The organism is Pyxidicoccus sp. M15 (assembly GCF_056858435.1).
In genome coordinates this window covers 3,087,129-3,111,327 of record NZ_CM166495.1, presented here as the reverse complement: position 1 = coordinate 3,111,327, position 24,199 = coordinate 3,087,129, and the positions used below count along the sequence as shown (strand labels likewise).

Here is a 24,199-nt window from a genome sequence, read left to right as displayed (position 1 = left end):
CCGTCCCCAAGGCGCGCCCTATGTCTCACATCTGCAATTGCATGGTCAATGCACCTTGCTGTTCTCACCGCACGAGAATGTCAGGGTGGTCCGCGATACTCCCGCTGCCGCGGGGCGTCGGCTCCGTCGCAAGCACGGCGCCGCACGCGGACGCCCCCAGCGCGGCCTCCAGCCATTTGCGCCTCGGCTCGAGGTCGTCCTCGGGACGGGCGCTGACGGCCAGCTCCTCCTGGAGGGCCTTCCTCGGGAGTGCGGCGAGCATGCGGTCCAGGAATCTCGACGCCAGCCCATGCGAGGGGAGCTCATTGAAGAGCCGCAGGGAGCTGAACGGCCCCTGGGCGAGGGCCGCCCGCTCCAGCCCGTCAACCAATCCGGCGGGAATCCAGTGCGGCAAGAAGAGGATCTCCGTGCCCCGGAAACGCCGGACCCAGCCCGCGCAGACCTCGTCCAGGAATGCGCCAGCGTCCCATCCGCGTGCCCGGGCCTCCAGCTGGAGGCGCGCGTGACAGCCCGGCCAGGCACTGGGGTCGAGCTGGGACAGGAGTGCCACGACGGCGCGGCGCGTCTGGGGCAGCCCGGCGAGCCTGAGCATGAGCACCTCCGTCTCATCCGGCGGAAATGACCTCGCGTCGGGGAAGGCGGCCTTCGTGGCCCGTGAGACCAGCGCGTCCGGGGCCCCCCGTTCCAGGAGCTGCTCCAGCACCGCCACCCAGCACTCCAGGGGCGTCTTCTCCCGGGCCAGCACGTCGATGCACGACTCCAGCGCCTCCCCGTCCACCGGGACTCCGGGGCGGGTGCCCTCATCGAGCCCGTGGAGTGCATCACGCAACGGCGTGGAGTCCACTGCCGGCGCGACGGCGGGCACCGGAAGCGCACCGGGAGAAAGCGGCGCGCCCGGCCCGGACTGCCTCAACAGCGCGGCGCGCATGTCCGGATGGGCGGCGAGCTCACGACTCCTCGCACCGCGCTTCCGCAACACTCGAAGGGCCGGTGGACAGCCGATGGGCGCGCCTTCGAGCCAGGTGAGCCCCCGGGGTGCCGGGGCGGGGAGCCCCAGGCCCCGGGGAAACGGGAAGCGCGCGGCCAGATGCAGTGCCACCCGGTGCGCGGCGGCATGCCGGCGAGGGTCCGCGAGGCAGCGAACCACCACGGCGGGTTCCGGCCGCCGCGCATAGGCACGGACGCAGGACGCGAGCACGCGGTTCCAGGTCCGGTCGCGACAGTCCTCGCAGTAGGGAGCCCCGGCCCTGGCGACCTGTTCCCAGAGTGGGGCGACCCGCTCGCACAGCTCGAGCCCCGTGGCCACGTCCAGCTTCGCCAGCAAGGGCGGCAGCACGTACATCGTCCCATGCCCGATGCCGTGGTCGCTGAAGCGCTCCGAGCGCTCCGACTCGCGCCGCGCCACGTCCACGAGCATCCGCGCCGCCGCCCCTGAGGGGCTCGCGAGGTCGAGGAGCGCCTTCGCCGCTTCCCAGAGCGAGTCGCTCACCCGCGGGAAGCGGCCCAGCACCGCGAGCATTCCCTCGGCGTCCGGCGTGAAGGCGCGGCGGAGGAGCGCGAACCCCAGGGTCGGATGGAACTTCGAGAGCTGGAGACACTCCGCCTCACCCAGGCGCTCGACGAGCCAGTGCGCGGCCTCCAGTTCCACCTCTCCGCCGAGGTTGCGGCCCAGGGCGGCCAGCGTCGCCCCGACGTCCTCGCGATGGCGGGCAAACCACGCCTCGGCCTCGTACCTGAGCAGGTCGGACGCAACGACGGGCCTCTCCAGGTGCCGACAGTACGCCGCCACGGCCTCCTCGGCCGGGCCGGCCGCGTCCGAGACCTGGAAGGGAACGGTGCCGTCGTCGTACCAGTAGCCGGAATGGAGGGTCTCCGGCTCACCGGAGGTCGCCAGGGCCAGCCGCGCGCAGGCGGCCAGCTCCACGCAGAAGGCGTGGAAGGCGCGCTCGACGTCCGGCCGGAGCTCGCGCTCCAGCGCGACATAGAGCCGGTAGCCAAGCAGCTCCCAGTCCCGGGAGACGGCGACGAGCTTGCGCGCGACGATGTGCCCGGCCTCGTCGCGCAGGTAGAGGACGTGCTTGTTCGCGTCCAGGGCGTTGACCACGGTGGCGGCGCTCCCCGCCCCACTCTTCTCGATGGACAGGCACGTGTTGAACGGAACGCCCATCCGCAACACCTGGAGCGGATCCTGCTCCACGGCGAGCACGTACCGGCGGCCCTGCAAGCGCACCACGGTGGTGCGGGGAGCGAGCCAGGCCTCCACGTCCATCCGCTTCGCCGCGCGTTTGAGCCACGCGGTGTTGGCGGGCATGGCGCGCGCGAGGGGCTGTCCCGGATGGGCCGCCGCGTGGCGCAGCAGCCTGCCAAGCAGCTCCTCGTTGACCTCCGTCGAAAGACGGAGGCGCACCGCGTCGCGCCACTCGGGCGTCAGCGCGGGCAGGCAGATGCCCCAGCCGGCGCGCAGCACGGCGTCGAGCGCGGCGTCGAGGCGGACCTCGAAAGCGCGGGCCAGTACCACCTCCATCCGCTCCCGCAGGCGCCGCAGCGTCCACTCCGGCGAGGGCGGCGCGCCCTCCCCCTGGGGCCGCTGCTCCAGGCGCTCCAGCCGGCGCAACTGGGCCTCCGTGAGGCCCTCTCTCGCCGACAGGTGCTTGCGCTCGCGCTGGCGCTTCGTGGCATGGGCGAAGTCGCGAAGCAGCGCCCGCGGCAAGCCCGGCGGTTCGCCCGCGAGCCGACGCAGGTAGCAGTAGCGGTCCAGCAGGGCGTCATCTCCGAGCCAGGCGGCGAACTCCGGGAAGAGGCTGCGCCCGAGGCCGGGCGCGGTGCCCTGCAGGTCCGCATGGAGGGTGCGCGCCTGCTCCGGCGCGGAGCGCACCAGGCCGAGCGTCGCGTCGAGCCACGTGAGGAGGGTCTGGGGATTCGTCGTGGACTGCTGGGTGAGCAGGCACCGCCCGAGGAGCGAGAGCCCCACCTTGCGGCTCCGGGCGATACCTTGGAAGGCGGACGCCATCTGGGCCAGCTCCTGCCCCGGCTTCTTCAGCACGGGTGCGAGTCGCAGCGCCCACCGCCCCCAGATGCGCGCCGCCTCCACGTCGTCCACCAGCTCGGTGAGACCGCTCGTGAGCTTGCTCCGGACCAGCTCGGAGACGAGGGGGAGCTCGAGTCCCCGCGCCACGAGCGCTCCGAGCGGGGCCAGGAGGTCGCGCGAGCTGTCGCCCCGGCTCCTTTCGAGACGCAGCAACGTCAGCACCTGCGCTACACCGAGCCGCTGCCCCGCGAGGCCCTCACGGAGCTTCTCCGTGCTCCGCAGGACGAGCGCGACGTCGGAGGGAGTGAGGAGGACGTCCGCCTCTGGCCGGAACATCAGCCCGAGGACTCCCAGCGCGCGTCCCAGCCGCTCCAGCGACTTTGCGTCCGTGGAGGAGCGCTGCGCCTCGAGGGCTTCCTCCCCCGCCGCCCGCACCGCATCCCCGAGGGACTGGGGGAGCGGCTCCGAAGACGTGTCCTGCTCCGTGTCGGGAGGCGGCGCGGGCCACGCCATCATCGCCTGCACGGTGCGCCTCAGGCGCCGCTCGAAGGGACGGCCTCTCGCGCGGTCGGCATGCAGCACCTCCCTGGCAAAGCCGTCGAGGACCTCGTCGGGAATCTCGCACGCGTCGCGCCGCTCGAAGCGAGGGTCCGGGGAGAGGCGCGCTACGAGCGCGGCGATGCGCCGTCGCCCCTCGGCCCTGCGGAAGCGGCCATGCTGGCGGCTCCGGGTCTCGCTTCGCTCCAGGGCCCTTGCGGCACCGGGCCCGTGGACGGCTTCGACCAGGGCATGCAGGCTCGCCGTCCCCTCCGTGGGCGCGGCCGCGAGCTGCCGTGAGAGCGCGTCCAACGCGTGCTGCCGTGCATCGACCCACGCCGCGTCCACGGTGCCATGGCGCCGGAAGACGCGGGGCGCCTCGGCGATGAGCCTGAGCGCGGAGGGATGCTGGCGGAGCGCCTTGAGGTCCCGCTGCGCGGCGCCGAGCCAACGGACGTCGACCGCATACGGTGGGCGGACCATCCGCGCGGCGCGCTGGAGCCCCGCCACCGTGGGGCGCCCGTGCCGTTCGATTTCGTCGAGCAGCACGAGCGGGTCGTGCACGTGCTGGAGCCACGTGAGCCGCGGCCCGTCCACGCACCACACCAGCTGCCCGTCGAGCAGACCCAGCCGCAGCAGGATGCGCTTGAGGTCGGAGATGTGCTCTTCGGACGGGCGTCGCATGGGCACCGACAGGCAGGACCCACGCGAAAGGCGGGGTCTTGGCCGGCATGGACGCCGGGCCCGTCGATGCCTGACGACCTCGGACTGTCAGCTCAATCCCAGCCCCGGAGCTGCACGCGCACACGCCGCACCATGAGCTCCCACTCCTGGCGCTTCAGGGTGGCCAGCACCCGCGCGCTGACGATGGTGAGCCCGGTGAGCGTCATCACCAGGAAGCCGATGCGGTGGTCCCGCAAGCCCGCGTCGAGCAGGTTGGCCGCCACGTCCAGCGTAAGGAAGAGCGTGCCCAGCGCGAGGTAGGCGCGAATCTGCAGCACCATCCCCACCGCCACGCCCAGCAGGCAGACGCCGCCGAAGACGAGCGCATACGTCCCGTCCGCCGACTCACCCACCCGCATCGCCAGCTTCGCCGCCGCGGGCACGTACAGCAGCAGTCCGCCCACGATGCGCACCGCGTTGCGGGCCGCCTGCGGCAGGCTCGACGTGAACAACTGGCTCAGCATCAACAGCATCAACCCGAGCGGCGCCAGGTACACCTCCAACCCCTCCAGGCCGTACGCGAGCGCCGCGATGAGCAGCGCCAGGTTGCAGGCTGCCGCCGCGAAGGCGCCGAACATCCGGCTGCGCTCCACCGCGCCCAGCGCCGCGTAGAGCGCACCCGAGCCGCCCGCGAGCAGCGCCGCCTCCTGCGTCGCATCCCCGGGCAGCACCAGCGCCACACCGATGGGCAGCAGCGCCGCGAAGCGCCGCGTCGCCGCCTCCACCGGGCGCACGCCCGCCCGCCGCGCGAGCACCGTCACTCCCACCAGCACGAAGCCCAGCGCCAGCGCGAAGAGCGCGTCGTGCTCGGGCCGCAGGCCGTCCGCGTACAGGCTCCGCACCAGCGCGTAGACCCCCACCACCGCCACCTGCACGAAGTACACGTGTCGGCCCGTGTGCTCGCGCCACGCGGCATGCAGCGACACGAGGACCGACAGGCCGATGGCGGCGACGGCCAGCGGCAGCACCTCCTCGGAGGCGCGGCCATTCGCGGCGACGAGGGCGAGCAGCCCGCCGCCCGCCACCAGCCACCCGTCACGTCCCCACCCCAGGCCGTCGGACACGTCCTCCCGGCTCCGCTGCGTCACCCACCGGGCCAGGTGCAGCGCCAGGGCACTCCCCGCGATGGCCAGCGCGAGCGCCGCGCCGTAGTTCGTGAAGAGCGTCCCGTACCCCAGCACCCCCATTCCACCGAAGCGCGCGAGGATGACGAAGGTGGCCATGAGCCCGGTGACGACGGCGCTGCCCCCCACGGAGGACGCCACCCAGGCGACGAACCCGGCGAAGGCCCCCTTCCACTGGAACGCCGCCACGAGCAGCGCGGTGGCGAAGAGGACCAGCGTCACGGGCACCGCGAAGGAGTCCATCCACGAGCCGCCCAGCCCCAGCAACATCCTCCACAGCAGGGTGGGCACCGCCAGCACAGGTGACGTCTCGCCCCTCACCGCCAGCGCGTACACCATCCCGAACACGAGGTAGCCCAGCGCCGCCTGGTGCGAGCGCACGCGCGTCACGCTCGGGTCCACGCCCCGCCGCCTCGACACCCAGGGGGCGAGCACCACTATCGCCAGTCCCACCAGCGCGAGCACGGGTCCCGGCCACGCCTCCATGATGGGCACGAGGTGCGCGGTTGCGTGCACGAGCAGGAAGATGCCGACCCCGAGGACGCTCCGCCCCTGCCCGCGAGCCCCACCGGCGAAGAGGACCGCGCCCGTGGCGAAGGCGAGCCCGGCCGCCGTCAGCCCCGGCTGGAAGAACGCGGCGGCGCAGACGAGCCCCACGGCAACGACGGACCAACTGCGCAGGGCCCTGCGCAGGGGCTCATGGCGCACCCCGAACACCGCCGCGGCGTACACGAGCCCGGCTGCGGCGATGCCCGCGAACGCGCGCTGCCAGAGCAGGAAGAGGGTGTCCCCCGGCGCGAGCCATGCCTCGGGCTGGAGCCAGTCCAGCGCCGTGGCGGACGCGAGCGCCGCCGCGGCGTGCACCCACTGCCCGTCGGGAGGAAGCAGCGCCACCAGCGACGGCCCGAGCAGGTCCTGCCGCGCGGCCAGCAGCGCGGCGCCGGGCACCCCGAGCAGGAAACCCAGGTGCGCGATGGGCACCGCGCGGAAGGAGAAGGCCAGCAGCAGCGAAAGCAGCGCCGCTCCCAGCAGCAGCAGCGGCGGCACCACGCCGAGCGCGCGCGAGGGGTCCGGCAGGCCGACGGCCACGGCGCTCTTGATGAGGACCAGCACCAGCGCGGCCACGCCCAGATGGGGCACGGCGTGGTACTCGCGGCCGTGCGACGGGTTCTCCAGCAGCCGCCCGAGCGCGGGCCCGAAGCGCCGCGTCGCCAGCGCGAGCCCCCACAGCGCGATGCCGATGAGCGGCAGGCGCCACGCGGACACGTCGGGAGGAAGCGGCCGGCCCGCCCGGTTGATGACAGCCGTGAGCGCGATGAAGCCTCCGACCGCCGCCAGCGTGAAGACCGAGCCGCGCAGGCGCCACGTCACGAAGCCGCGCGAGACGAAGGCCACCAGCGCGGTGAGCGTGAGCAACCCACCCGCGAGCAGCACCTGGGGTCGATCCACGTCGCCCGGCGTGGAGAGCCAGTTGACGAGCGCGAGCGTGGTGACCGCGCCCTGCACGAACACGGCGGCGGCGAACCCATCCGTGAAGAGGCTCAGCCCCCGCGCGCCGAACGGCAGGGAGAGGAAGCCCAGCAGCTTGCGGCCCTGGATTCGGGGCACTGGCGTCCCATCCAGGGGAGCGGCCGGAACGGGACGCCGCAGCGCCGCGAAGGTCGCGAAGCCGAGCCCCACGGACGCGGAGACGAGGGCGGCCCACGCGGTGCCGGGAACGGTGCCCAGGAACTGCGCCACGGTGAGCGACAGCCCCGACGCCGCGAGGAAGGAGACCAGCCGGCTGCCGTCCCTCCGCGCGCGCAGCAGCAGCAACGCGGACGTCAGCGCCGTGGGCACGCAGGTCAGCCGTCCATCCCAGACGCCCAGGAACGGAGTCAGCACCTCGGGCAGCACCGGCGAGACGCCGCTGGCCAGCCCCAGGCCGAGCGAGGCCATCGCCAGCGACACATCATCCAGGGGCCGCAGCGCATTGGCATGACCGTCGGGGTGCGCCCACGCGCCGTGCACGAGCCCCGCGAGGCCGTAGAGCGCTCCCGCCAGTGAGAGGACGGCCAGGTTCGTCGCGCTCGCGGCGAGCCAGGGCGTGCCCGAGACATACGTGAGCGCGCCGAACAGCGCGGCCACGCCGCCCAGGTAGTGCAGCCCCCGCCAGCGCCAGCCTCCCGCGCCATGGGCCGCCACCGCGATGAACACTCCCGTCAGGACCTGCGGCCACAGGCTCCCCAGGCTCCAGCCCCACGCCGCGCCCATGACGACGGGCATCGACAGCAGCGAGCCGACAACGCCCCACGCCAGCAGGCGGATGCGCGTCCCCTGGGCCGCCGTCACCCGCGCCAGGGGCAGCAGCCCCGCGGACACCGCCGCGACACCGAAGGCCCACCAGGCCGAATCTCCGGGCGCCTGCGTGCGCGCGAGCAGCGCGCCCGTCAGCATCGCGGCCATGACGAACGGATGCACCAGCGCCCGGCGCCGGGGCTCCAGCAGGAAGAAGACACCGGCGGCCAGCGCGGGCGCGAGCGCCGAGCCCAGGTCCACCTGGAAGTCCCCCACCGACGACACGGAGAATGCACCGAGCGCCCCCGCGAGCGCGCCGCTGGCCACCACCGCGTGCGCCAGCGTTTCCACCACCGGGCCCGCGCGGGGAAACGCGTCCCGCACGGCGTCGGAGGTCGCCGCCACCGCCACCACCGTGGCGAGCGCCACCGCCCACAGCGTCATGCCCGCGAACAGCGCGCCGCCCGGCTCCAGCGCGTCGAAGCCGCCGGGCGCGCTGGCCACGCAGAAGACGGCCAGGCAGAGCGCCCCGTAGAGCGCCGCACCCGCGCTGGCGAGCGACTCACTTCCAAGCCTCGCCGCCCGCGCCCGCCACGCCGTCGCCCCCAGGGCCACCACTCCGGCCGACGCACAGAGCGCGCGCAGCCAGGGCTCCTCCTCGAAGCCCATCAGCGGCAACCCGGCCAGCAGCGAGGGCCACAGCGCCACCGCGAGCGAGGCGGCCGACACCCCATGCAGCAGCCGCCCCGCCGCCCTCAATGGAACGAGCCCGACGCCCGCGACAGCGAGCGCGACGGGCACGCCGATGAGCGGCGACAGCGCGACCAGCGCGGACAGCGCGACGAACACCACCGGCAGCAACGCCAGGCCGATGCCCGCCAGCACCCGCCCCGCCGACAGCGAGCGCCGCGAGAGGAACACGCCCAGGCCGATGAAGGCCGCGTGGTAGCCGAAGAGCGCGCCCGTGACGAGGAGCTGCCGGGGCACCCCGCCCAGCGCCCGCCACGCCTCGCGCACGCCCATGAGGGAGCCGCCGAGCACCAGCACCGCGCCGAGGAACCACCAGATGTACTCGTGGAGGCGCGGCGTGCTCGAAGGCCCGCCGTCGTCCAGCGCCACCACCGCCTCCAGCCCGCCGCCCAGCCCGCCGGTGTGTCCGTGCGCGAAGAGCGCCTGCCCCGAGCCCAGCGCCGAGCCGAGCTCGTCCTCGCTGGAGTCACCGTGCGAGCCGTGGCCCCCCCGGGCCGCCGCGCGCTGCCGGGCCTTCAGCTCGCGCTCCGCCTTCGCGGCCTCCTCCAGGTTGTGCGCCAGCGCCGCGCCCCAGCCCGGGCGCCATTCCGCCGCCTGACGCAGCGAGTCCGCGACGTCATCCGCCCAGGCCTCCACGCGGGTGGCGGAGGGCACCGGCTCGGGCGGGACGTGCTCCGGCGGCTTCGGCACTTCCACGGCCTTCGGGGCGGCGAGCGACGCCTCCAGCCGGCCAGCCGTCACGCCATCCAGGAGCCCGTCGTAGCGCCAGCGCTCGATGTGGCGCCGCACCGTCGTCTCCACGAGCGCTTCGAGGTGGGGCTCCGTGGCCGGGACGAGCGCGGTGCCGCACTCCTGGCACGCGTCGCCGGCTTCATCGGCGCGGAGCCGCGCACAGGCTGGGCAGATCATGATGGCCCCAGCATAGCCCCTGAGCACCCCGGTTCTGCCAGGGCCCCCCGTAAGCCGGGGCTACCGGGGCGGGCCCGGCGAGCGAGCTACCGGCCTCGCCGGACCGGGAGCACGCGGCCCGGCCCTCTCACGCGGCCAGCTCCTGCACCTCGAACGTCATGCCCGCCTTGCGCAGCCGCTCCACCAGCCGCATGCCCATGCACGAGGCCGGGGTGAGCACGCCACCCTGCGTCGGGTTCGCATCGAAGGCGAGGCTGAGCGCGGACTCGGAGAGCATGCGCGCGGTGGCCGCGTAGCCCGGGTCTCCCTTCGCCGCCACCTTGCCCTTCAGCTTCACCTCGCGCCCGGTGCGCGGCGACTTCCCCTCGCCCAGCAGCTGCGCCACGAAGAAGCCCCGCTCGCGCGCCTCCACGGAGGGCCCCTGCCCCGGCGCGGGCAGCACCTTCGACTCCAGCAGCTTGCGCAGCGGCTTGACCTGGAGCGCGACGAAGAAGCCGCCCAGGCCCGCCGTCATGCTCGTGGCCCGCGTCAGGCCCTTCACACCGGCGCCGTAGCCAGCCACCTCGGTGTAGAGGAAGTCGCGCCCCCACGGATAGCCGAGCAGCGCATGGCTGCGCCGAACCACGCGCGTGTTCACCGAGGCCATGACGAAGGGCCCCGTCCACTGCCCCGCCTCCTCGCTGTAGCGAACCGCCGCCACGTCTCGCTCGGCCGGGTTGCGGGGCTGGCGCGGGTCCGGATCCAACGCGTGGGGGTTGACGAGCACGCGCCGCACCGAGCGGTCCACCGCCACCTCCTCCATCGCCTGCATCACGCTGGCCACCGTGCCGCCACTGGCGCCCCCGCGCATCGGCCCCATGTAGAGGCGCACCGAGCCCAGGTGCCCGCCGTGCTTCTCGCGCATGTGCTCCTGCATCATCAGCGTGCCCAGGTCCGACGGAATCGAGTCGAAGCCGCACGTGTGGACGATGCGCGCGCCGCTCGCCCGGGCCTGCTCGTGGTGCTCGTCAATCATCCGCCGCATCCACTGCACCTCGCCCGTCAGGTCGCAGTAGTCCGTGCCCGCGCGGGTGCAGGCCGCCACCAGCTCATTGCCGTATTTCGCGTACGGCCCCACGGTGGTGCACATCACGCGCGTGCGCGTCACCAGCGCATCCAGCGACGCCGCGTCCTTCGCGTCCGCCACCAGCAGCGGCAACTCCGAGCACGAGGGCACCAGCGAGGCCAGGCCCCGGCGCACCTCCTCCAGCCGCTTGAGGTCGCGTCCCGCCAGGGCCCACCGCGCGCGGTGGGAGTCCTGCGTCTTGGCGAGGTACTCGGCGACGAGGCGTCCGGTGAAGCCGGTGGCGCCCCACACGATGACGTCGAATTCGGCGGAGGACTTGCTCATGGGGCCGGCACTCTGGCCTTGCGTCCCCCTCCTCGCAACCTCGGTGTGGGTCCCATGCCCGCGGGGAAACGCACGGCCAGATGCCGTGCGCGGAGGACCGCTTCCGGCCCGACGTCACCTTCTTGCGCGTCGCGGCCTGACAGCGGTGTCGCGGTTCCACGCGGGTCCCCGTACGCCTTCCTCTGGGCATCGGTGGCACACGGGTTGCTCAGGCCGTGGCCGCACTCCGGACGGGGCCATGGACGTCCGGACGAAGACCCTCGCGAGTCATGTCCCCATCCCTTCATGCGTCTTCCCGGGTGCCCGCGCCCCCGTCCCGGTTGCGCCGTCTGACGGCCACCCTCGTCCTGGCCGTGGCCTGCATCGGCACGGTGGCCACGTCCGGGCCGACCTCTCCCGAAATCTCCACGGAGCACACCGGCCCCGCCATCGTCCTCACGGCGGAGACGCCCAGGAGCCAACGCCGCTTCCTCGTCCAGGTCTCCGCGAAGGATGCGTCCAACCTCGTCAATGCGAGCATGGCTGCGGACCTGAACGCGACCTGGAAGCCGACCGACCCCTCCGCCACGAAGGGCCCCACGGTCCGTGCGCGGGTGGCCCTGGCTGACAAGATCTTCGCCGCCCCGGGCTATCACGTCGTCCTCGAGACGCCAGACCTCGCGATGAACGTCCACTCGGACTCGCTCGGTTTCCCGGTATGCAACCTCGATGAGAAGTGCGAGTGGGACGTGGTCGTGGACGTCGAGATGACGGGCGACGTCGGGACGGGGAGCGTCGAGGTCGACTGGAAGCTCATGGCAAGCGCGTTCGCCGAAGACACGGAGGACCTGCCAGAGGGCTTCACGATACGAATCGTGGAGCGCTGAGTGCCCACCGCCGAGCCACGTCCCCTCGCGCCGTTCCCCGGCAGCGCGCTGCTGCATCCGCTCGTGCTCGGCGCGGTGGCGCTGCTCATCCTCAATGACCACGTGCTGAAGGCGCGCTGGCCATCGTGGTGGACGGGAAAGCTGTCGGACCTCGCCGGCCTGGCGATGTTCCCCCTGCTGCTCCAGGCACTCTGGGAGCAGGCCCATGCGCGAAGGGGCCAGGGCTTCCGCCCGTCCCGCGCGGTGCTGGGGGCGTGTGTCCTGCTGACAGGGCTGTGCTTCTCCGCGACGAAGGTCTCCGTGCTCGCGGGGGACGGCTGGCGGTGGGCGCTGGGCTACCTCCAGTGGCCCGTGCGCCTGGCCGGCGCGCTCCTGCAGGCCCGTCCCCTCCCCGGCGTCTCGCCCGTCGCCCACGTGGTGGACGTCACCGACCTGCTCACCCTGCCGGGACTGCTCGTCGCCCTCGCCGTGGGGTGGCGAAGGGCCGGCGAGCCGTAGCTCACGCGAGCGTCGCGAGCTCAGCAGGGCGCTGTGCCCCTGGGCGGCATACAGGCGCGGGTGGGTCCGGGCGAGGTGTCGGTCCATCCCTCCACCTTGCTTGCCCGCGCCGGGCGCCCGGATGCAACGGGCGCCGGGCGTGGCTCCCGGTGAGCGCTACCTCCGGCGTCGCTGCTGCATGGTACGGCGAGCCGCCGCCCGGGCCTCACCGCGTGCGGCCACTTCCTTGAGCGCCTCGCCCTCCCCGCTGTCGCCGGAGAGGAAGGTGGAGAGCGCGCGAATCGTGGGGTAGCGGAACAGGTCCACCAGCGTCAGCGGCCGCTCCACCCGCGACTTGAGCTTCTCCAGCACCTGCACCATCAGCAGCGAGTGCCCTCCCAGGTCGGCGAACTTGTCCTCCACGCCCACCTTGTCCAGCTTGAGCACCTCCTGCCAGATGTCGGCGAGCATCGTCTCCGTCTCGCTCTCCGGCCGGGTGAAGACGCCGCGCGCCTGCGCCTGCTCCGGAGGAGGCAGGGCCTTGCGGTCCACCTTCTTGTTCGGCGTCTGCGGGAAGGCGCTCAGCGTGACGAAGGCCTGCGGCACCATGTAGTCCGGCAGCCGCGCGCGCAGGAAGTCGCGCAGCGCGTCCGCGGCCGTCGGCTCGCCCGGCTTCGCGATGAGGTAGGCCACGAGCCGCTTGTCGCCCGGCGTGTCCTCGCGCACCACCACCACCGTCTCTCGCACCGCCGGGTGCTCGCCGAGCCGGGCCTCGATTTCGCCCAGCTCGATGCGGAAGCCGCGCACCTTCACCTGGTGGTCCAGGCGGCCGATGAACTCCACCACCCCGTCCTGCCGCCAGCGCGCCGCGTCCCCCGTGCGGTACATCCGCGCGCCCGGCCGCGAGGAGAACGGGTCCGGCACGAAGCGCTCACGGTCCAGCTCCGGCCGCTGGTGGTAGCCGCGCACCACGCCCGCGCCGCCGATGTACAGCTCCCCCACCGCGCCGATGGGCAGCGGGCGCTGCCGCACGTCCAGCACGTAGAGCTGCGTGTTGGCGATGGGCGTGCCGATGGGCACCCCGTCCCCCCCGGGCTTCACCGCGTACGTCGAGGACCAGATGGTCGTCTCCGTGGGCCCGTACATGTTGAGCACGTCGCCGGACACGGCCTCCGAGAGCTGCCGCGCGAGCGGGACGGGGAAGGCCTCTCCGCCCACCATCATCTTCTTCAGCCGCTTCAGCCCCGCGCGGCCACGCTCCTCCGCCAGCAGCATGCCCGCCTGCGAAGGCGTGCACTGCAGGTGCGTCACCGGGTGGCGCTCCAGCAGCTCGGGCACGGAAGCAGCCGCCTCCTCGCCCTCCACCGGCTGCACGCCCACGCTGGCGTTGGCGCGCTGGAGCACCTGGGCCAGCAGCGGCAGGTGCTTCATCACCAGCTCCGTCGGCACGCCGAAGTCCACGAGGCAGGCCACCTCGTCCACGTCCATGCCCTTCAGCCTGTCGACGAAGGCGACGCAGGTGTCCACGCTGCCGAAGAGGCCCGACGTCTGGAAGTAGCGCTCGAAGGAGAAGTCGAGCAGCGCGTCCATCTCCTCGGGGGAGAGGTTGTCCGTGCCGAAGTTGCCGTTGGACAGCGTGGTCTGCGCCTTGAACGCCGGGAAGCTCCAGGCCGCCTCCTTGATGAGGCTCACCGAGGACTTGAGGTAGCCCTTCATCGGGCCGCGCACCACTTCCTTCACCGCGGCTTCGGACTCGCCTACGAAGGTGTGCAGCATCAGCGTCACGGTGCCCTGGCCCGGGTGGCCGGCCTTGCGCCACGTCTCGCGGTAGAGGGCAATCTTCTGCGCCACCTCCTCCGGAGTCTGGCCGAGCAGGTGCGTCAGCACGTGGCAGCCCGCGCGCGCGGCCTCCTCGAACGTCTCCGGGTTGCCCGCGGTGGTGACCCAGGTGGGCAGCTCCTTCTGCACGGGGCGCGGCAACGTGCGCAGCTTCACCGCTCCGCCCGTGCCGCTCTTCGCCTCCAGCGTCTCGCCGCGCCACAGCCTGCGCACGTCTTCAATCTGCTGGAACATGATGCGCTTGCGGTCCGCGAAGCTCTCCGGCCGCAGCGCGAAGTCATTGGGCTGCCAGCCCGCCGCGAACGAGATGCCCACGCGGCCGTGGGAGATGTTGTCCACCACCGCCCAGTCCTCGGCGATGCGCAGCGTGGGGTGCAGCGGCGACACGAGGCTGCCCGCGCGCAGCTGCACGTTGCGCGTCACCGCCGCCAGCGCCGCCGACGTCACGGCCGGGTTGGGGAACAGGCCTCCGAAGGCGTGGAAGTGCCGCTCCGGCGTCCACACCGCGCGGAAGCCATTCGCATCCGCGAAGCGCGCGCTCTCCAGCAGCAGGTCGTAGCGCCCCTCGGGCCGCTCGCCCTCGTCGCTGGAGAAGTAGAAGAGGCTGAAGTCCATGGCGCGCGAGGCATGTTTCCCCTCCTGCGCGCCCCCGTGCCGCTCGGCGTGGATGACCACCGTGAAGCCCCGGGTGAGCGTCCAGAGCAGCTCCAGCACGGAGATGTCGAAGTTGAGGCTGGTGACGGCGAGCCACGTGCCGCGCTCCGTGCCCAGGCGCTCGTCCATGCCGAGGCCGAAGTTCACGAAGTTGCGGTGTTCAATCATCACCCCCTTGGGCCGGCCCGTGCTGCCGGAGGTGTAGATGACGTAGGCGAGGCTGTCGGACCCGGCCGGGGGCGTCTGGACGTCCCCGGAGGCGGCGATGCGCTCCCACGCGGCGTCCACCGCGAGCACCTGCCGCGCGGACCGGGGCACCCGCGCGAGCAGCCGCTCCTGCGTCAGCACCAGGTGGCAGCCCGAGTCCTCCACCATGAAGGCGAGCCGCTCCGCCGGATAGGCCGGGTCCAGCGGGACGTAGCAGCCGCCCGCCTTGTGCGTGGCCAGCACGCCCACCATCATCTCCAGCGAGCGCTCCATGAAGATGCCGACGCGCACGTCCCGGCCCACGCCCTCGGCGCGCAGGTGCCGCGCGAGCACGTCGCTGCGCTCATCCAGCTCGCGATAGGTCAGCGTGGCGCCACGGCAGACGAGGGCCGTGGCCTCCGGCGTGCGCCGTGCCTGCGCCTGGAAGAGGCCGTGGAGGGTGGCGTCCTCGGGCAGCTCGCGCCGGGTGTCATTCCACTTCGCGAGCAGCGCGCGCTCCTCCGCGCCCAGCAGGTCGTGCTCCTCCAGGGGCCGGGCCGGAGACTCCCGGAGCGAGGCGAGGAACGCGGAGAGCTGGCGCGACAGCTCGGAGACGCGGCTCGCGTCCACCCGGGCGGCGTCGAAGAGGAGGTGTGCCCGCTCCCCATTCGCGTCCACCGAGACGGTCAGCGCCGCGCCGGGGACGGCATGGCTCAATTCCCCCGGCTCGCGGAGGCACAGGGCGACGGGGTACGCCACCTCGCCCAGGTGGCGCGGCAGGCCGGACAGCTGCGGCGAGCGGCCGAGCAAATCCCGCGACATGACGCCCTTCTCGCGAAGCTGCGTCAGCGCCTTGCGGAAGGCCGCGACGGCGGTGGCCGGCGCGTCCTTCATGGGCAGCTCGAGCCGGAGGGGGAGCTGTGAGGCGAAGAAGCCCTCCACGTCGCGCACGCGGGCGCGCGTGCTGGCGTCGCTGAAGCCCACGTCGAAGCGTGGCTCCGGTGACAGGCGCGACAGGAAGGCCGCGACGGTGAAGAGCAGCCGCTCCTCGGGCGGCAGGTCCATGGCCTGGCCGGCGGCGACGTCGCTGGCGGCCAGCGTCAGCGAGTGCGTGCCCTCCTCCTTCGAGCTTCCACCCAGGAAGGGCAGGTCCGGAGGCGCGAGCGTCTCCAGCCGTCCGAGGAAGAACGCCTCCGCCCTGCCGGCCAGCGCGCCCACCTCGGACAGGCGGGCGCGCAGCGCCTCCGAGACCGGGGGCAGCGCGTCGCCCACCGCGAGGTTGCGGGAGCCCAGCAGCTCCGCCCACGACAGCGGCGCGCCGCACAGCCCCTTCGGCCCCTTCAGTGTGAGGTCCCCGCCGCCGAACGCCAGCGTCAGCGCGTCGCCTTCAATCGCGACGATGGTGCCTGGGCTCGCGTCGGAGCCCTCCTCCACCGCGCGCGCCTCGGAGAGGGCCACCGTCGCGCTGCCCAGCCACAGCTTCGCGAAGGCGAGCGGGTTGGGATAGCCGCCGTAGTCGAGCGCCGCCACCAGCGCGCGCGCGTCCTCCACGTCGCCGTGCGGGTCCAGGAGGGCCGCCGCTTCCGGGCGCTGCGCGAGGCCGAAGTAGCTGCGCTGGGAGAAGTCCTGGTCGAAGAGCTCCACGCGGTCGTCGACGAGCTCCGCGGCCAGCTCCGCGAACGTCTCCATGCCCAGCGTGTAGCAGCGCGCGTTGAGGCTGAAGGCCGTCTCGTTGGGGGCGACGTCGAAGAGGCGCTGCTTGAGGATGCGCCCCCTGTCCGCGCCCGAGGTCATCTCGTGCCACGTGACGCCGTGCTGGGGCTCGCGGTGCAGCAGCGCCCACGAGGTGACGTTGAGGCCCGCGTAGCGCGGCAACGGCCCGTCGTGGAAGTTGATGGCCATGCGGCGGGGCAGCCGCAGCACCTCGTCCTTCACCAGGCTCAGGTTGACGATGCTGAAGAGCCAGTCGAAGGGCGTGGCGGAGAGGAAGGGCAGCACCCCGTCCCCCGGGGGCACGTGCTGGAGGCCCTGCGCCTCCGCCCACTTCTGGAGCGCGGGCTCGCGGGTGACGAGCCCGAGAATCCGGACGCCCCGCGCCTGGAGCGCCTCGGCACAGGGAACGACGAGGGTGCCCTCGCCGATGATGAAGCAGGAGGGCGACTCGACAGTCGTGGTCATAGGGATTTGGAGACCTCGGCCAGGGCGACGGAGTGCTTCAGCAGCTCCGCGTGCCCCACCCCGGGAAACGCGTGAAAGGAAGCTCCCAGCCTGCGAGCGAGCTCCTCGCCGTGGGAGGGAGGCAGGGCCGCGTCCTCCAGTCCGTGCAGCACCCGGACTGGCGGCAGGCCCGCGGTGGCGAGCGACAGGTTGTCATAGCGGTCCGGCGTCCGCAGCCGGCCGCGCAGCCCCTTGTCCGTCACGTCCATCAACGTGAAGGGCGCGAGGAGGACAACGCCGCGCGCCGGCACCCCATCCTTCGCCAGCGCGTGCGCCGCCGCGAGCGCCGCGTTGCTCCCCATGGAGAAACCCACGAGGTGGATGGCGCCGGGGCCCGGCCGGTGCGTGGCGACGAGCCAGCGCACCGCCGCCTCGGCCCCGGCACGGAGGGACTTGGGTGACGGGCGTCCGGGAGAGCCATCGAAGCCCGGCGGCGCCACCGCGGCCAGCCCGAGCCCGCGTCCGGCGTCCAGCGCCTCCAGCACGGAGCGCGCCTCCTCGAGGTAGCCCGGGCCGTTGCCGCCGAAGAACACCACCCAGCGCGTCTCGCCAGGCGCGGGAGCCCGCGTCAGCGCTCGCTGCCGGGGCGGCCCCTCGACGTCGCTCAGCTTCCACCCGCTGGTGGTGAGCCGCGCCTCCGCGCCGGAGGCCAGGGGCGCTCCGTCATAGGGGAAGGGCCCGGGCGCGTCCGCCTTCCTGTCTACCCAGCCGAGCTTCAACATGGCTGCCCCCAGGGCGGCCGCCAGCGCCACCACCGTCAGCTCGCGGCGCTTCACTTCCGGCCCGCCTGCTGGGCCTCGTCCAGCGCCGCGCTCAACAGACGTCCCAGGATGTGGACGTTCGGCTCGCGCACCAGGCTGTCGTGGTCTCCCGGCACCACGCGGATGCGCAGCTCCGGCACCAGCGGCTCCCAGCCCAGCGTCGAGCCCATGTGCGAGTAGATGGGGTTCACCTGCTGCGCGCGGAACAGCGTCACCGGCCCGCTGTAGGGACGCGGGACGTAGCGGCTCGACAGGAGCTGGAAGCGCTCGGTGAGCTGGAGGTCTCTCAGCTCGATGGGCAGCGCCTCTCCGCGCTGCGCGTACCAGCGCAGCTTCAGCGTGCTGATGAGCCGGTTGCCGTCGCGCTCCACCTTCTTGCGCAGCCGGTTCTTGAGGTAGGTCGTCGGGCCTTCCTCGCGCAGCGCATTCAGCCGCTCATCGAAGGTCAGCCGCCGCTCCTGGGTGCCGGGATGGAAGGTGTCCAGGAACGCGAGCAGGGACACCTCCTCGCCCATCTCGCGCAGCCGCTGCGCCATCTCGTAGGCGACCACGCCGCCGCCGGAGTAGCCGCCGAGGAGGTAGGGCCCGTGCGGGCGCACCTGGCGGATGCCCTCCAGGTAGATGCTCGCCATCTCCTCGATGCTGTCCGCGGGCGGCAGCTTGCCGTCCACGCCGCGCGCCTGGAGGCCGTAGAACGGCTGCTCCCGACCGAGCGCCCCGGCGAGGTCGCGGAAGTTGAGGACGTTGCCGCCCGCGCCGTGCACGCAGAAGAAGGGAAGGCCGGAGCCGCCCTTCTGGATGGCGACGAGCGGCGTCCAACCCTTCGCCGCGGACGTCGGGGCCGCGGGAGCCGCGCTGCCCGGAGCGGTGTCCGGCGTGAAGGGAATCCCCGCGGCCTCGCGCACCAGCGCCGCGCACTGCTCCAGCGTGGGCGCCTCGAAGAGGGTGGCCAGCGTCAGGTCCGCGCCCAGCGTCTTCTTGATGCGCGCGAACAGGCGCACCGCGATGAGCGAGTGCCCGCCGAGGTCGAAGAAGTTGTCCTTGAGCCCCACGCTCGGCACGCCGAGCAGCTGCTGCCACAGCTCCGCCAGCTTGCGCTCCACGTCGTCGCGAGGAGCGTCCGCCGCCGCGGGGGCCGGGGCCGCGCCCGGCTGGGGCGCGGCGGAGGCCGCGGGCTTCTCCGCCTCCTGCTTCGGGCGCAGGCGCGTGGCCAGGCCGTGCAGGTCCATGGAGCTGACGAACAACGCCTGGGTGCCGGAGAGGGACAGCGCGCGCAGGAAGGCCTCCTGCCCTTCCCCGGGCTTGATGCCCAGCGGCAGCCACGTCTCCAGCAGCGAGTCCTGCTTGCGCGGCGAGCGGCCGAAGCGCTTCGCCTCGACGGCGGCGACGAGATAGCCCTCGATGGCGCAGAAGACGCGGCCGTCCGAGTCACAGAGCGTGACGTCGAGCAGCGCCCCGCGCCCCTCCTCCTGGCGCACGCGCACGTGGCTCAGCGCCACCTCGGGCCACGGCCCCCACACGCGCAGGTGCCGGTAGGAGACGGGCACGTGCAGCTTGCCGGGCTGGCCCGCATCCGGCAGCAGCGAGAATGCGAAGCCGGAGGCGATGTCCAGCAGCCCGGGCGGCAGCCTGTACGTCGCCAGGTCTCCGAGGAGCGCGCGCGGCAGCTCCAATCGCGCCAGCGCCTCGGACGCGCCGAAGCCCGCGCTGCGCAGCACCTTCCAGCGCGGCCCGAAGGCGATGAGCGCGTCCTGGGGCAGCGCCTGCTCGCCCTCGCCAAACGAGAGCGGCCGCGCCGCGCAGCGCGAGCGCACCGCCCCCACGTCCAGCGGCGCGGGAGGTTCGCCCGGCGCCGGGCCCAGGCGCGCGGTGGCGTGCTCCACCCACGCGTTGCCGGCCGCGCGGCTCGACACGCGGAAGGTGAAGCCGTCGCCCTCGGGAGCCAGCGCCACCTCCACCTCGCGCACCTCGCCGTCGGGCACGTCGAGCGGCGCGACGAAGGCGAGGTGGTCCACGTCCAGCGGCGTGCCCGGACGCACCGTCTCCCAGGCCGCGCGCGCCAGCTCCACGTAGCCCGTGCCCGGAAGCACCGGCCCGCCGCCGCGCATGCGGTGCTCGTCCAGCACCCAGAGCGCCTTCGCGTCGTAGATGGCGCGGAAGACGTGCTGGCCCGCGGGCGCGTCCACGCGCCGCTGCAACAACGGGTGGGGCACCGACTCGCCAGGAGGAAGCCGCGGCGCCACCTGGGCCGCCGCCATGCCCACCTCCTGCCAGACACCCCACCCCAGCGAGAGCGCGCGCTTCGCGGTGCCGGACGCCTCCAGCCGGCTCGCCTGGGCGAGCAGGAAGGCGTTGGCCGCGACGTAGTCCACCTGCCCCGGAGGACCGAGGTGCGCGCTCGTCGAGGAGAAGCTGACGAAGAAGTCGAGCCGCGAGCCCCGCAGCGCCTCCTCCAGCGCGAGCGCGCCGAGCGCCTTGGGCGCCAGCACCCGCAGCGCCGAGTCCCGCGTCTTCGACTCCAGCGGCCCATCCTCCAGCCCGCCCGCCGCGTGCACCACGCCGTGCAGCGCCCCGAAGCGCGCCTTCACCTCCGCGAGCGCGGCCTGGAGCTGGCCCGCGTCCGAGATGTCCGCCTTGAGCAGCAGCACCTCGGCGCCCAGCGCTTCCAGCGCGCGCTTCACGTCCGCATGGGAGGCGCTGGCCGCGGAGCGGGACACGAGCGCCAGCCGGGCCTTCGCCTTGCGCGCGAACAGCTCCGCCAGCGTCCGCCCGATGCCGCCCAGTCCACCGGTGATGAGGTAGACCCCCTGCTCACGAAGGGGCGTCGGCGCTTCCTGCAGGGCGACCCGCTCCAGCACCTGCACCAGCCGGCGGCCGCCGCGCAGCGCCACGGGCACGTCCACGTCCGGACGCAGCAGCTCGTCGGCCAGCTCACGGGCCTGCGTCGCCGGGGCGGCGGCGGGCTCGACGTCCACCGCGCGCGCGGACAGCTCGGGCAGCTCCTTCGGCGCCACGAGGACGGGACCGAAGGCGAGCGCCTGCTCCGGCGCGCGCGCGGGCCCGTCCACCGCCATGCCGCCGCGCATCACCCGGACGTAGCGCAGCCCCGCGGGCAGCGACTCCGCGGTGAGGGACTGCATCAGCGCGAGCGGCGCGAAGAGGTGACGGGACACCGCGCGCGTCCACCCGCCCGCGCTCGCGTCCGTCGTGCCTCCTGCGCCCACGTCCACGCCCGGCAGGTCCACCAGCCTCGGAGGGACACGGCCCTCGGAGCCCAGCGCATCCCAGAGTGCCTCCCAGTCCTCGCGCACGTCGGGCCGCAGCGTGAAGGCACCATCCGGCCTCCGAGCGAAGGCCTCACCCGGGAGCACGCGCTGGACGCGCGCACCCCGGGCGCCCAGCTCGCGGGACAGCTCCTCCGCGAGGGGCTCCTCGTCCGCCAGCAGCAGCCAGCGCTCCTGCTCGGCCGGGGCCTCCGGCTTCGGGCCCGGCTGCTCGCGGAAGCGCGGCGCGTAGCCCCACCGCGACACGTCCTCCTCGCGCACCAGCGGGCGCTCACCCTCGCGCCGGGCCATGAAGGAGCCCGCGCCCGGCTCCACCCAGTGGCGCTCGCGCTCGAACGCATAGGTGGGCAGGCCCACGCGGCGCCGCTTCTGTCCCGCGAACAGCGCCGCCGCGTCCAGGTCCACTCCCGCCGCCCACAGGCGTCCGAGCGCGAGCTGGAAGAAGGCCAGGTCCGGAACGGAGTCATTCGGATGCCGCAGCGACGGCACCAGCCCCTCCGCCTGGGGCTTCTCCCCCTGCGCCCGCAGCAGCGACAGCAGCGTCTGGCCGGGGCCGACCTCCAGGTACACGCGCGCCTTGTCCGCCAGGAGCACGCCGGCCCCTTCCGCGAAGCGCACCGGCTGGCGCAGGTGGCGCACCCAGTATTCGGGCGACGTGGCCTCCTCGGGCGCAATCCACGTCCCGGTGACGTTGGAGACCCACGGAACCGTCGGCGCGGAGAAGCGCACCTTGGAGAGGTACTCGCGGAAGGGCGCGAGGATGGGCTCCAGCATGCGCGAGTGCGCGGCGACACGGATGTGCAGGCGCCGGGCCTCCACCTCGCGCGCCTTCAGCCGCGCCTCCAGCGCGTCGATGGCCGCCACCTCCCCGGAGACGAGGCACAGGCCCGGCGCGTTGTGCGCGCCCAGGTCCAGCCCGGGCCCGAGCAGCGGCTTCAGCTCCGCCTCGGGCAGCTCCACGCTGAGCATGGCGCCCGCGGGGAGCTGGTCGAAGAGCCGCCCCCGGCACGCCACGATGCCGAGCGCGTCCTTCACCGAGAGCACCCCGGCGAGCTGCGCGCAGGCGTACTCGCCCATGCTGTGGCCCAGGCACGCCGAGGGTGTCAGGCCGCGCGACTTCCACAGCGCCGCGAGCGCCAGCTCCACGGACAAGAGCGCGGGCAGCGCGTACGTCGCCTGCTCCAGCTGCTCGCGCGCCTCGGCCTCCCTGCCGGCCTCGGGGAACAGCAGGGGGCGCAGCTTCAGCGACTCGTGTTGCTCCAGCAGCGCGAGGCACTCGTCCAGCGCGCGGCGGAACACGGGCTCCTGCTCGTGGAGCCCCTTCGCCATGCCGGGGTACTGCGCGCCGCCGCCGGGGAAGAGGAATACCACCGAGCGCCCCGCGGCCTCGGTGTGGGCCTGCGCCGTGCGGGCCGGCTCGGGCTGCTCCAGCAGGCGGACGGCCTCCTCGCGCGAGGACGCCACCACCGCGCGCCGGTGCGCGAAGCGGCGGCGGCCGGCCAGCAGCGTGAAGGACGTGTCCCCCAGGTTCGGTGCGTTCTGCTCCCCCAGCCGCTGCGCGAGCCGGCGGCAGGCGCGCTCGAGCGCGGCGGGCGTGCGGGCGGACAGCCAGAGCGTCTCGAAGGGCCGCGCCGCGGACGTCAGCGCCTGCGCCGGAGCCTCCTCCAGGATGACGTGCGCGTTGGTGCCCCCCACGCCCAGCGAGTTCACCGCGGCGCGGCGCGGACGGCCTCCCTTCGCCGTCCACTCCCGCAGCGTGGCATTCACCGCGAACGGCGTGCGCGCGAAGTCGATTTGCGGGTTGGGCTTCTCGAAGTGGAGGCTGGGCGCGAGCTGCCGGTGCCGCAGCATCTGGACGACCTTGATGAAGCTCGCCACGCCGGCCGCGGTGTCCAGGTGGCCGATGTTGGTCTTCACCGAGCCGATGCGGCAGTACCCGCTCTTCTGCGTCTGCGTGCGGAAGGCCTGGGTGAGCGCGGTGATTTCAATCGGGTCGCCCACCGGCGTGCCGGTGCCGTGGCATTCGATGTAGTCGATGCTGTCCGCGCTGACGCCGGAGACGTTGAGCGCCTCCACGACGGCGTCCGCCTGCCCATCCACGGACGGCGCGAGGTAGCCCACCTTGCGCGCGCCGTCGTTGTTCACCGCGCTGCCCTTCACCACCGCGTAGATGGTGTCCCCATCCGCCAGCGCGTCCTCCAGCCGGCGCAGCGCCACCACGCCCACGCCGCTGCCGAAGAGCGTCCCCTGCGAGCGGTGGTCGAACGCGCGGCAGTGCCCGTCCGGCGAGAGGATTTCCCCCTCCTGGTACAGGTAGCCCCGGTGGTGCGGCAACTCCAGCGTGACGCCGCCCGCGAGCGCCAGGTCGCACTCGCGCGCCAGCAGGCTCTGCACCGCCGAGTGGATGGCCACCAGCGACGTGGAGCACGCCGTCTGCACGTTGACGCTGGGGCCGCGCAAATCCAGGCAGTACGAGACGCGGGTGGTGAGGAAGTCCTTGTCGTTGCCCGTGTGCCGCACCAGGAACAGGCCCACCTGCTCCATCAACTGCGGGTTGGTGAAGAGGTTGTACGGCATGTACGCGTTCATGCCGGAGCCGCCGAACACACCGATGGGGCCCTTGAAGGACTCGGGCGGGTGCCCGCAGTGCTCCAGCGCCTCCCAGCACACCTCCAGGAAGTGCCGGTGCTGCGGGTCCATGATGGACGCCTCGCGCGGGCTGAAGCCGAAGAAGCCCGCGTCGAAGTCCTCCAGCCCCTCGAAGACCATGCCGGCCTTCACGTAATTCGGGTCCTTCAGCAGCGACGGCTCCACCCCCGCGGCCAGCAGCTGGGCATCCGTGAACCAGGTGACAGATGGCACCCCGTCGCGCACGCGTCGCCAGAAGGTGTCGACGTCCCGCGCCCCTGGAAGCCGGGCGGACATTCCGACAACAGCGATATCGGGTGAGTCTGAAACATCAACGTCGTCCGTCATGCGCTCACTCGTCACTCGGCGTTGCCTGCCCCCCAGGTGACGGCCTGCCCCGGACCTCCGGTTCAGGCGTCTCCCCTTGGAGGTGACCTGGCACCTCCCGCGAGAATGGTAACATGGTTGCGGACCCAGACATTCGAAGTGACTCGGGCCGATACAGGGCACGCAGGCCCTGGGCGCCCGGGGGCACGAAGCGGAGGCGCT

General features: G+C 73.3%; 8 protein-coding genes. 2 read left to right on the top strand and 6 right to left on the bottom strand.

The window, feature by feature from the left end:
• Positions 1-64: 64 nt before the first annotated feature.
• From ACX9TP_RS12555 to ACX9TP_RS12545, 3 genes are all read right to left on the bottom strand, one after another.
• Positions 65-4,249 carry a hypothetical protein gene (locus ACX9TP_RS12555; protein WP_482979954.1) on the bottom strand — a complete coding sequence of 1,395 codons (4,185 nt, stop codon included), beginning with the start codon at positions 4,247-4,249 and terminating at the stop codon, positions 65-67.
• Positions 4,250-4,341: 92 nt separating this feature from the next.
• Positions 4,342-9,348, bottom strand: a complete 5,007-nt coding sequence (locus ACX9TP_RS12550) for a hypothetical protein (protein ID WP_482979953.1) — start codon at positions 9,346-9,348, stop codon at positions 4,342-4,344.
• Positions 9,349-9,475: 127 nt separating this feature from the next.
• The gene (locus ACX9TP_RS12545) at positions 9,476-10,738 is read right to left on the bottom strand and encodes a saccharopine dehydrogenase family protein (RefSeq protein ID WP_482979952.1); all 1,263 of its coding nucleotides are present in this window, start codon (positions 10,736-10,738) and stop codon (positions 9,476-9,478) included.
• 269 nt (positions 10,739-11,007) lie between these two features.
• On the opposite strand from ACX9TP_RS12545, the gene ACX9TP_RS12540 reads away from it, so the two are divergent.
• Complete coding sequence (locus ACX9TP_RS12540; protein WP_482979951.1) at positions 11,008-11,604, top strand: hypothetical protein; 597 nt, start codon at positions 11,008-11,010, stop codon at positions 11,602-11,604.
• Positions 11,605-12,102, top strand: coding sequence for a hypothetical protein (locus ACX9TP_RS12535; RefSeq protein ID WP_482979950.1), 498 nt, complete (start codon positions 11,605-11,607; stop codon positions 12,100-12,102).
• A 156-nt stretch (positions 12,103-12,258) separates the two neighbouring features.
• On the opposite strand, the gene ACX9TP_RS12530 is transcribed toward ACX9TP_RS12535, so the two are convergent.
• From ACX9TP_RS12530 to ACX9TP_RS12520, 3 genes are read right to left on the bottom strand one after another with little or no spacing between them, the layout of a single operon-like run.
• Positions 12,259-16,938: a MupA/Atu3671 family FMN-dependent luciferase-like monooxygenase gene (locus ACX9TP_RS12530; RefSeq protein WP_482979949.1), complete on the bottom strand. Its 4,680-nt coding sequence runs from the start codon at positions 16,936-16,938 to the stop codon at positions 12,259-12,261.
• A complete protein-coding gene (locus ACX9TP_RS12525; protein WP_482979948.1) occupies positions 16,935-17,753 on the bottom strand; it encodes an alpha/beta hydrolase in 819 nt (272 codons plus the stop codon). Before ACX9TP_RS12525 ends, ACX9TP_RS12530 begins: the two co-directional genes overlap by 4 nt.
• Positions 17,750-23,998, bottom strand: a complete 6,249-nt coding sequence (locus ACX9TP_RS12520) for an SDR family oxidoreductase (protein WP_482979947.1) — start codon at positions 23,996-23,998, stop codon at positions 17,750-17,752. Before ACX9TP_RS12520 ends, ACX9TP_RS12525 begins: the two co-directional genes overlap by 4 nt.
• Between the last annotated feature and the right edge of the window lie 201 nt (positions 23,999-24,199).

Coding starts and splice junctions, on each gene's coding strand:
- ACX9TP_RS12555 (WP_482979954.1), bottom strand. CDS start 4,249: ATGCGACGCCCGTCCGAAGAGCACATCTCCGACCTCAAGCGCATCCTG.
- ACX9TP_RS12550 (WP_482979953.1), bottom strand. CDS start 9,348: ATGATCTGCCCAGCCTGTGCGCGGCTCCGCGCCGATGAAGCCGGCGAC.
- ACX9TP_RS12545 (WP_482979952.1), bottom strand. CDS start 10,738: ATGAGCAAGTCCTCCGCCGAATTCGACGTCATCGTGTGGGGCGCCACC.
- ACX9TP_RS12540 (WP_482979951.1), top strand. CDS start 11,008: ATGTCCCCATCCCTTCATGCGTCTTCCCGGGTGCCCGCGCCCCCGTCC.
- ACX9TP_RS12530 (WP_482979949.1), bottom strand. CDS start 16,938: ATGACCACGACTGTCGAGTCGCCCTCCTGCTTCATCATCGGCGAGGGC.
- ACX9TP_RS12520 (WP_482979947.1), bottom strand. CDS start 23,998: ATGACGGACGACGTTGATGTTTCAGACTCACCCGATATCGCTGTTGTC.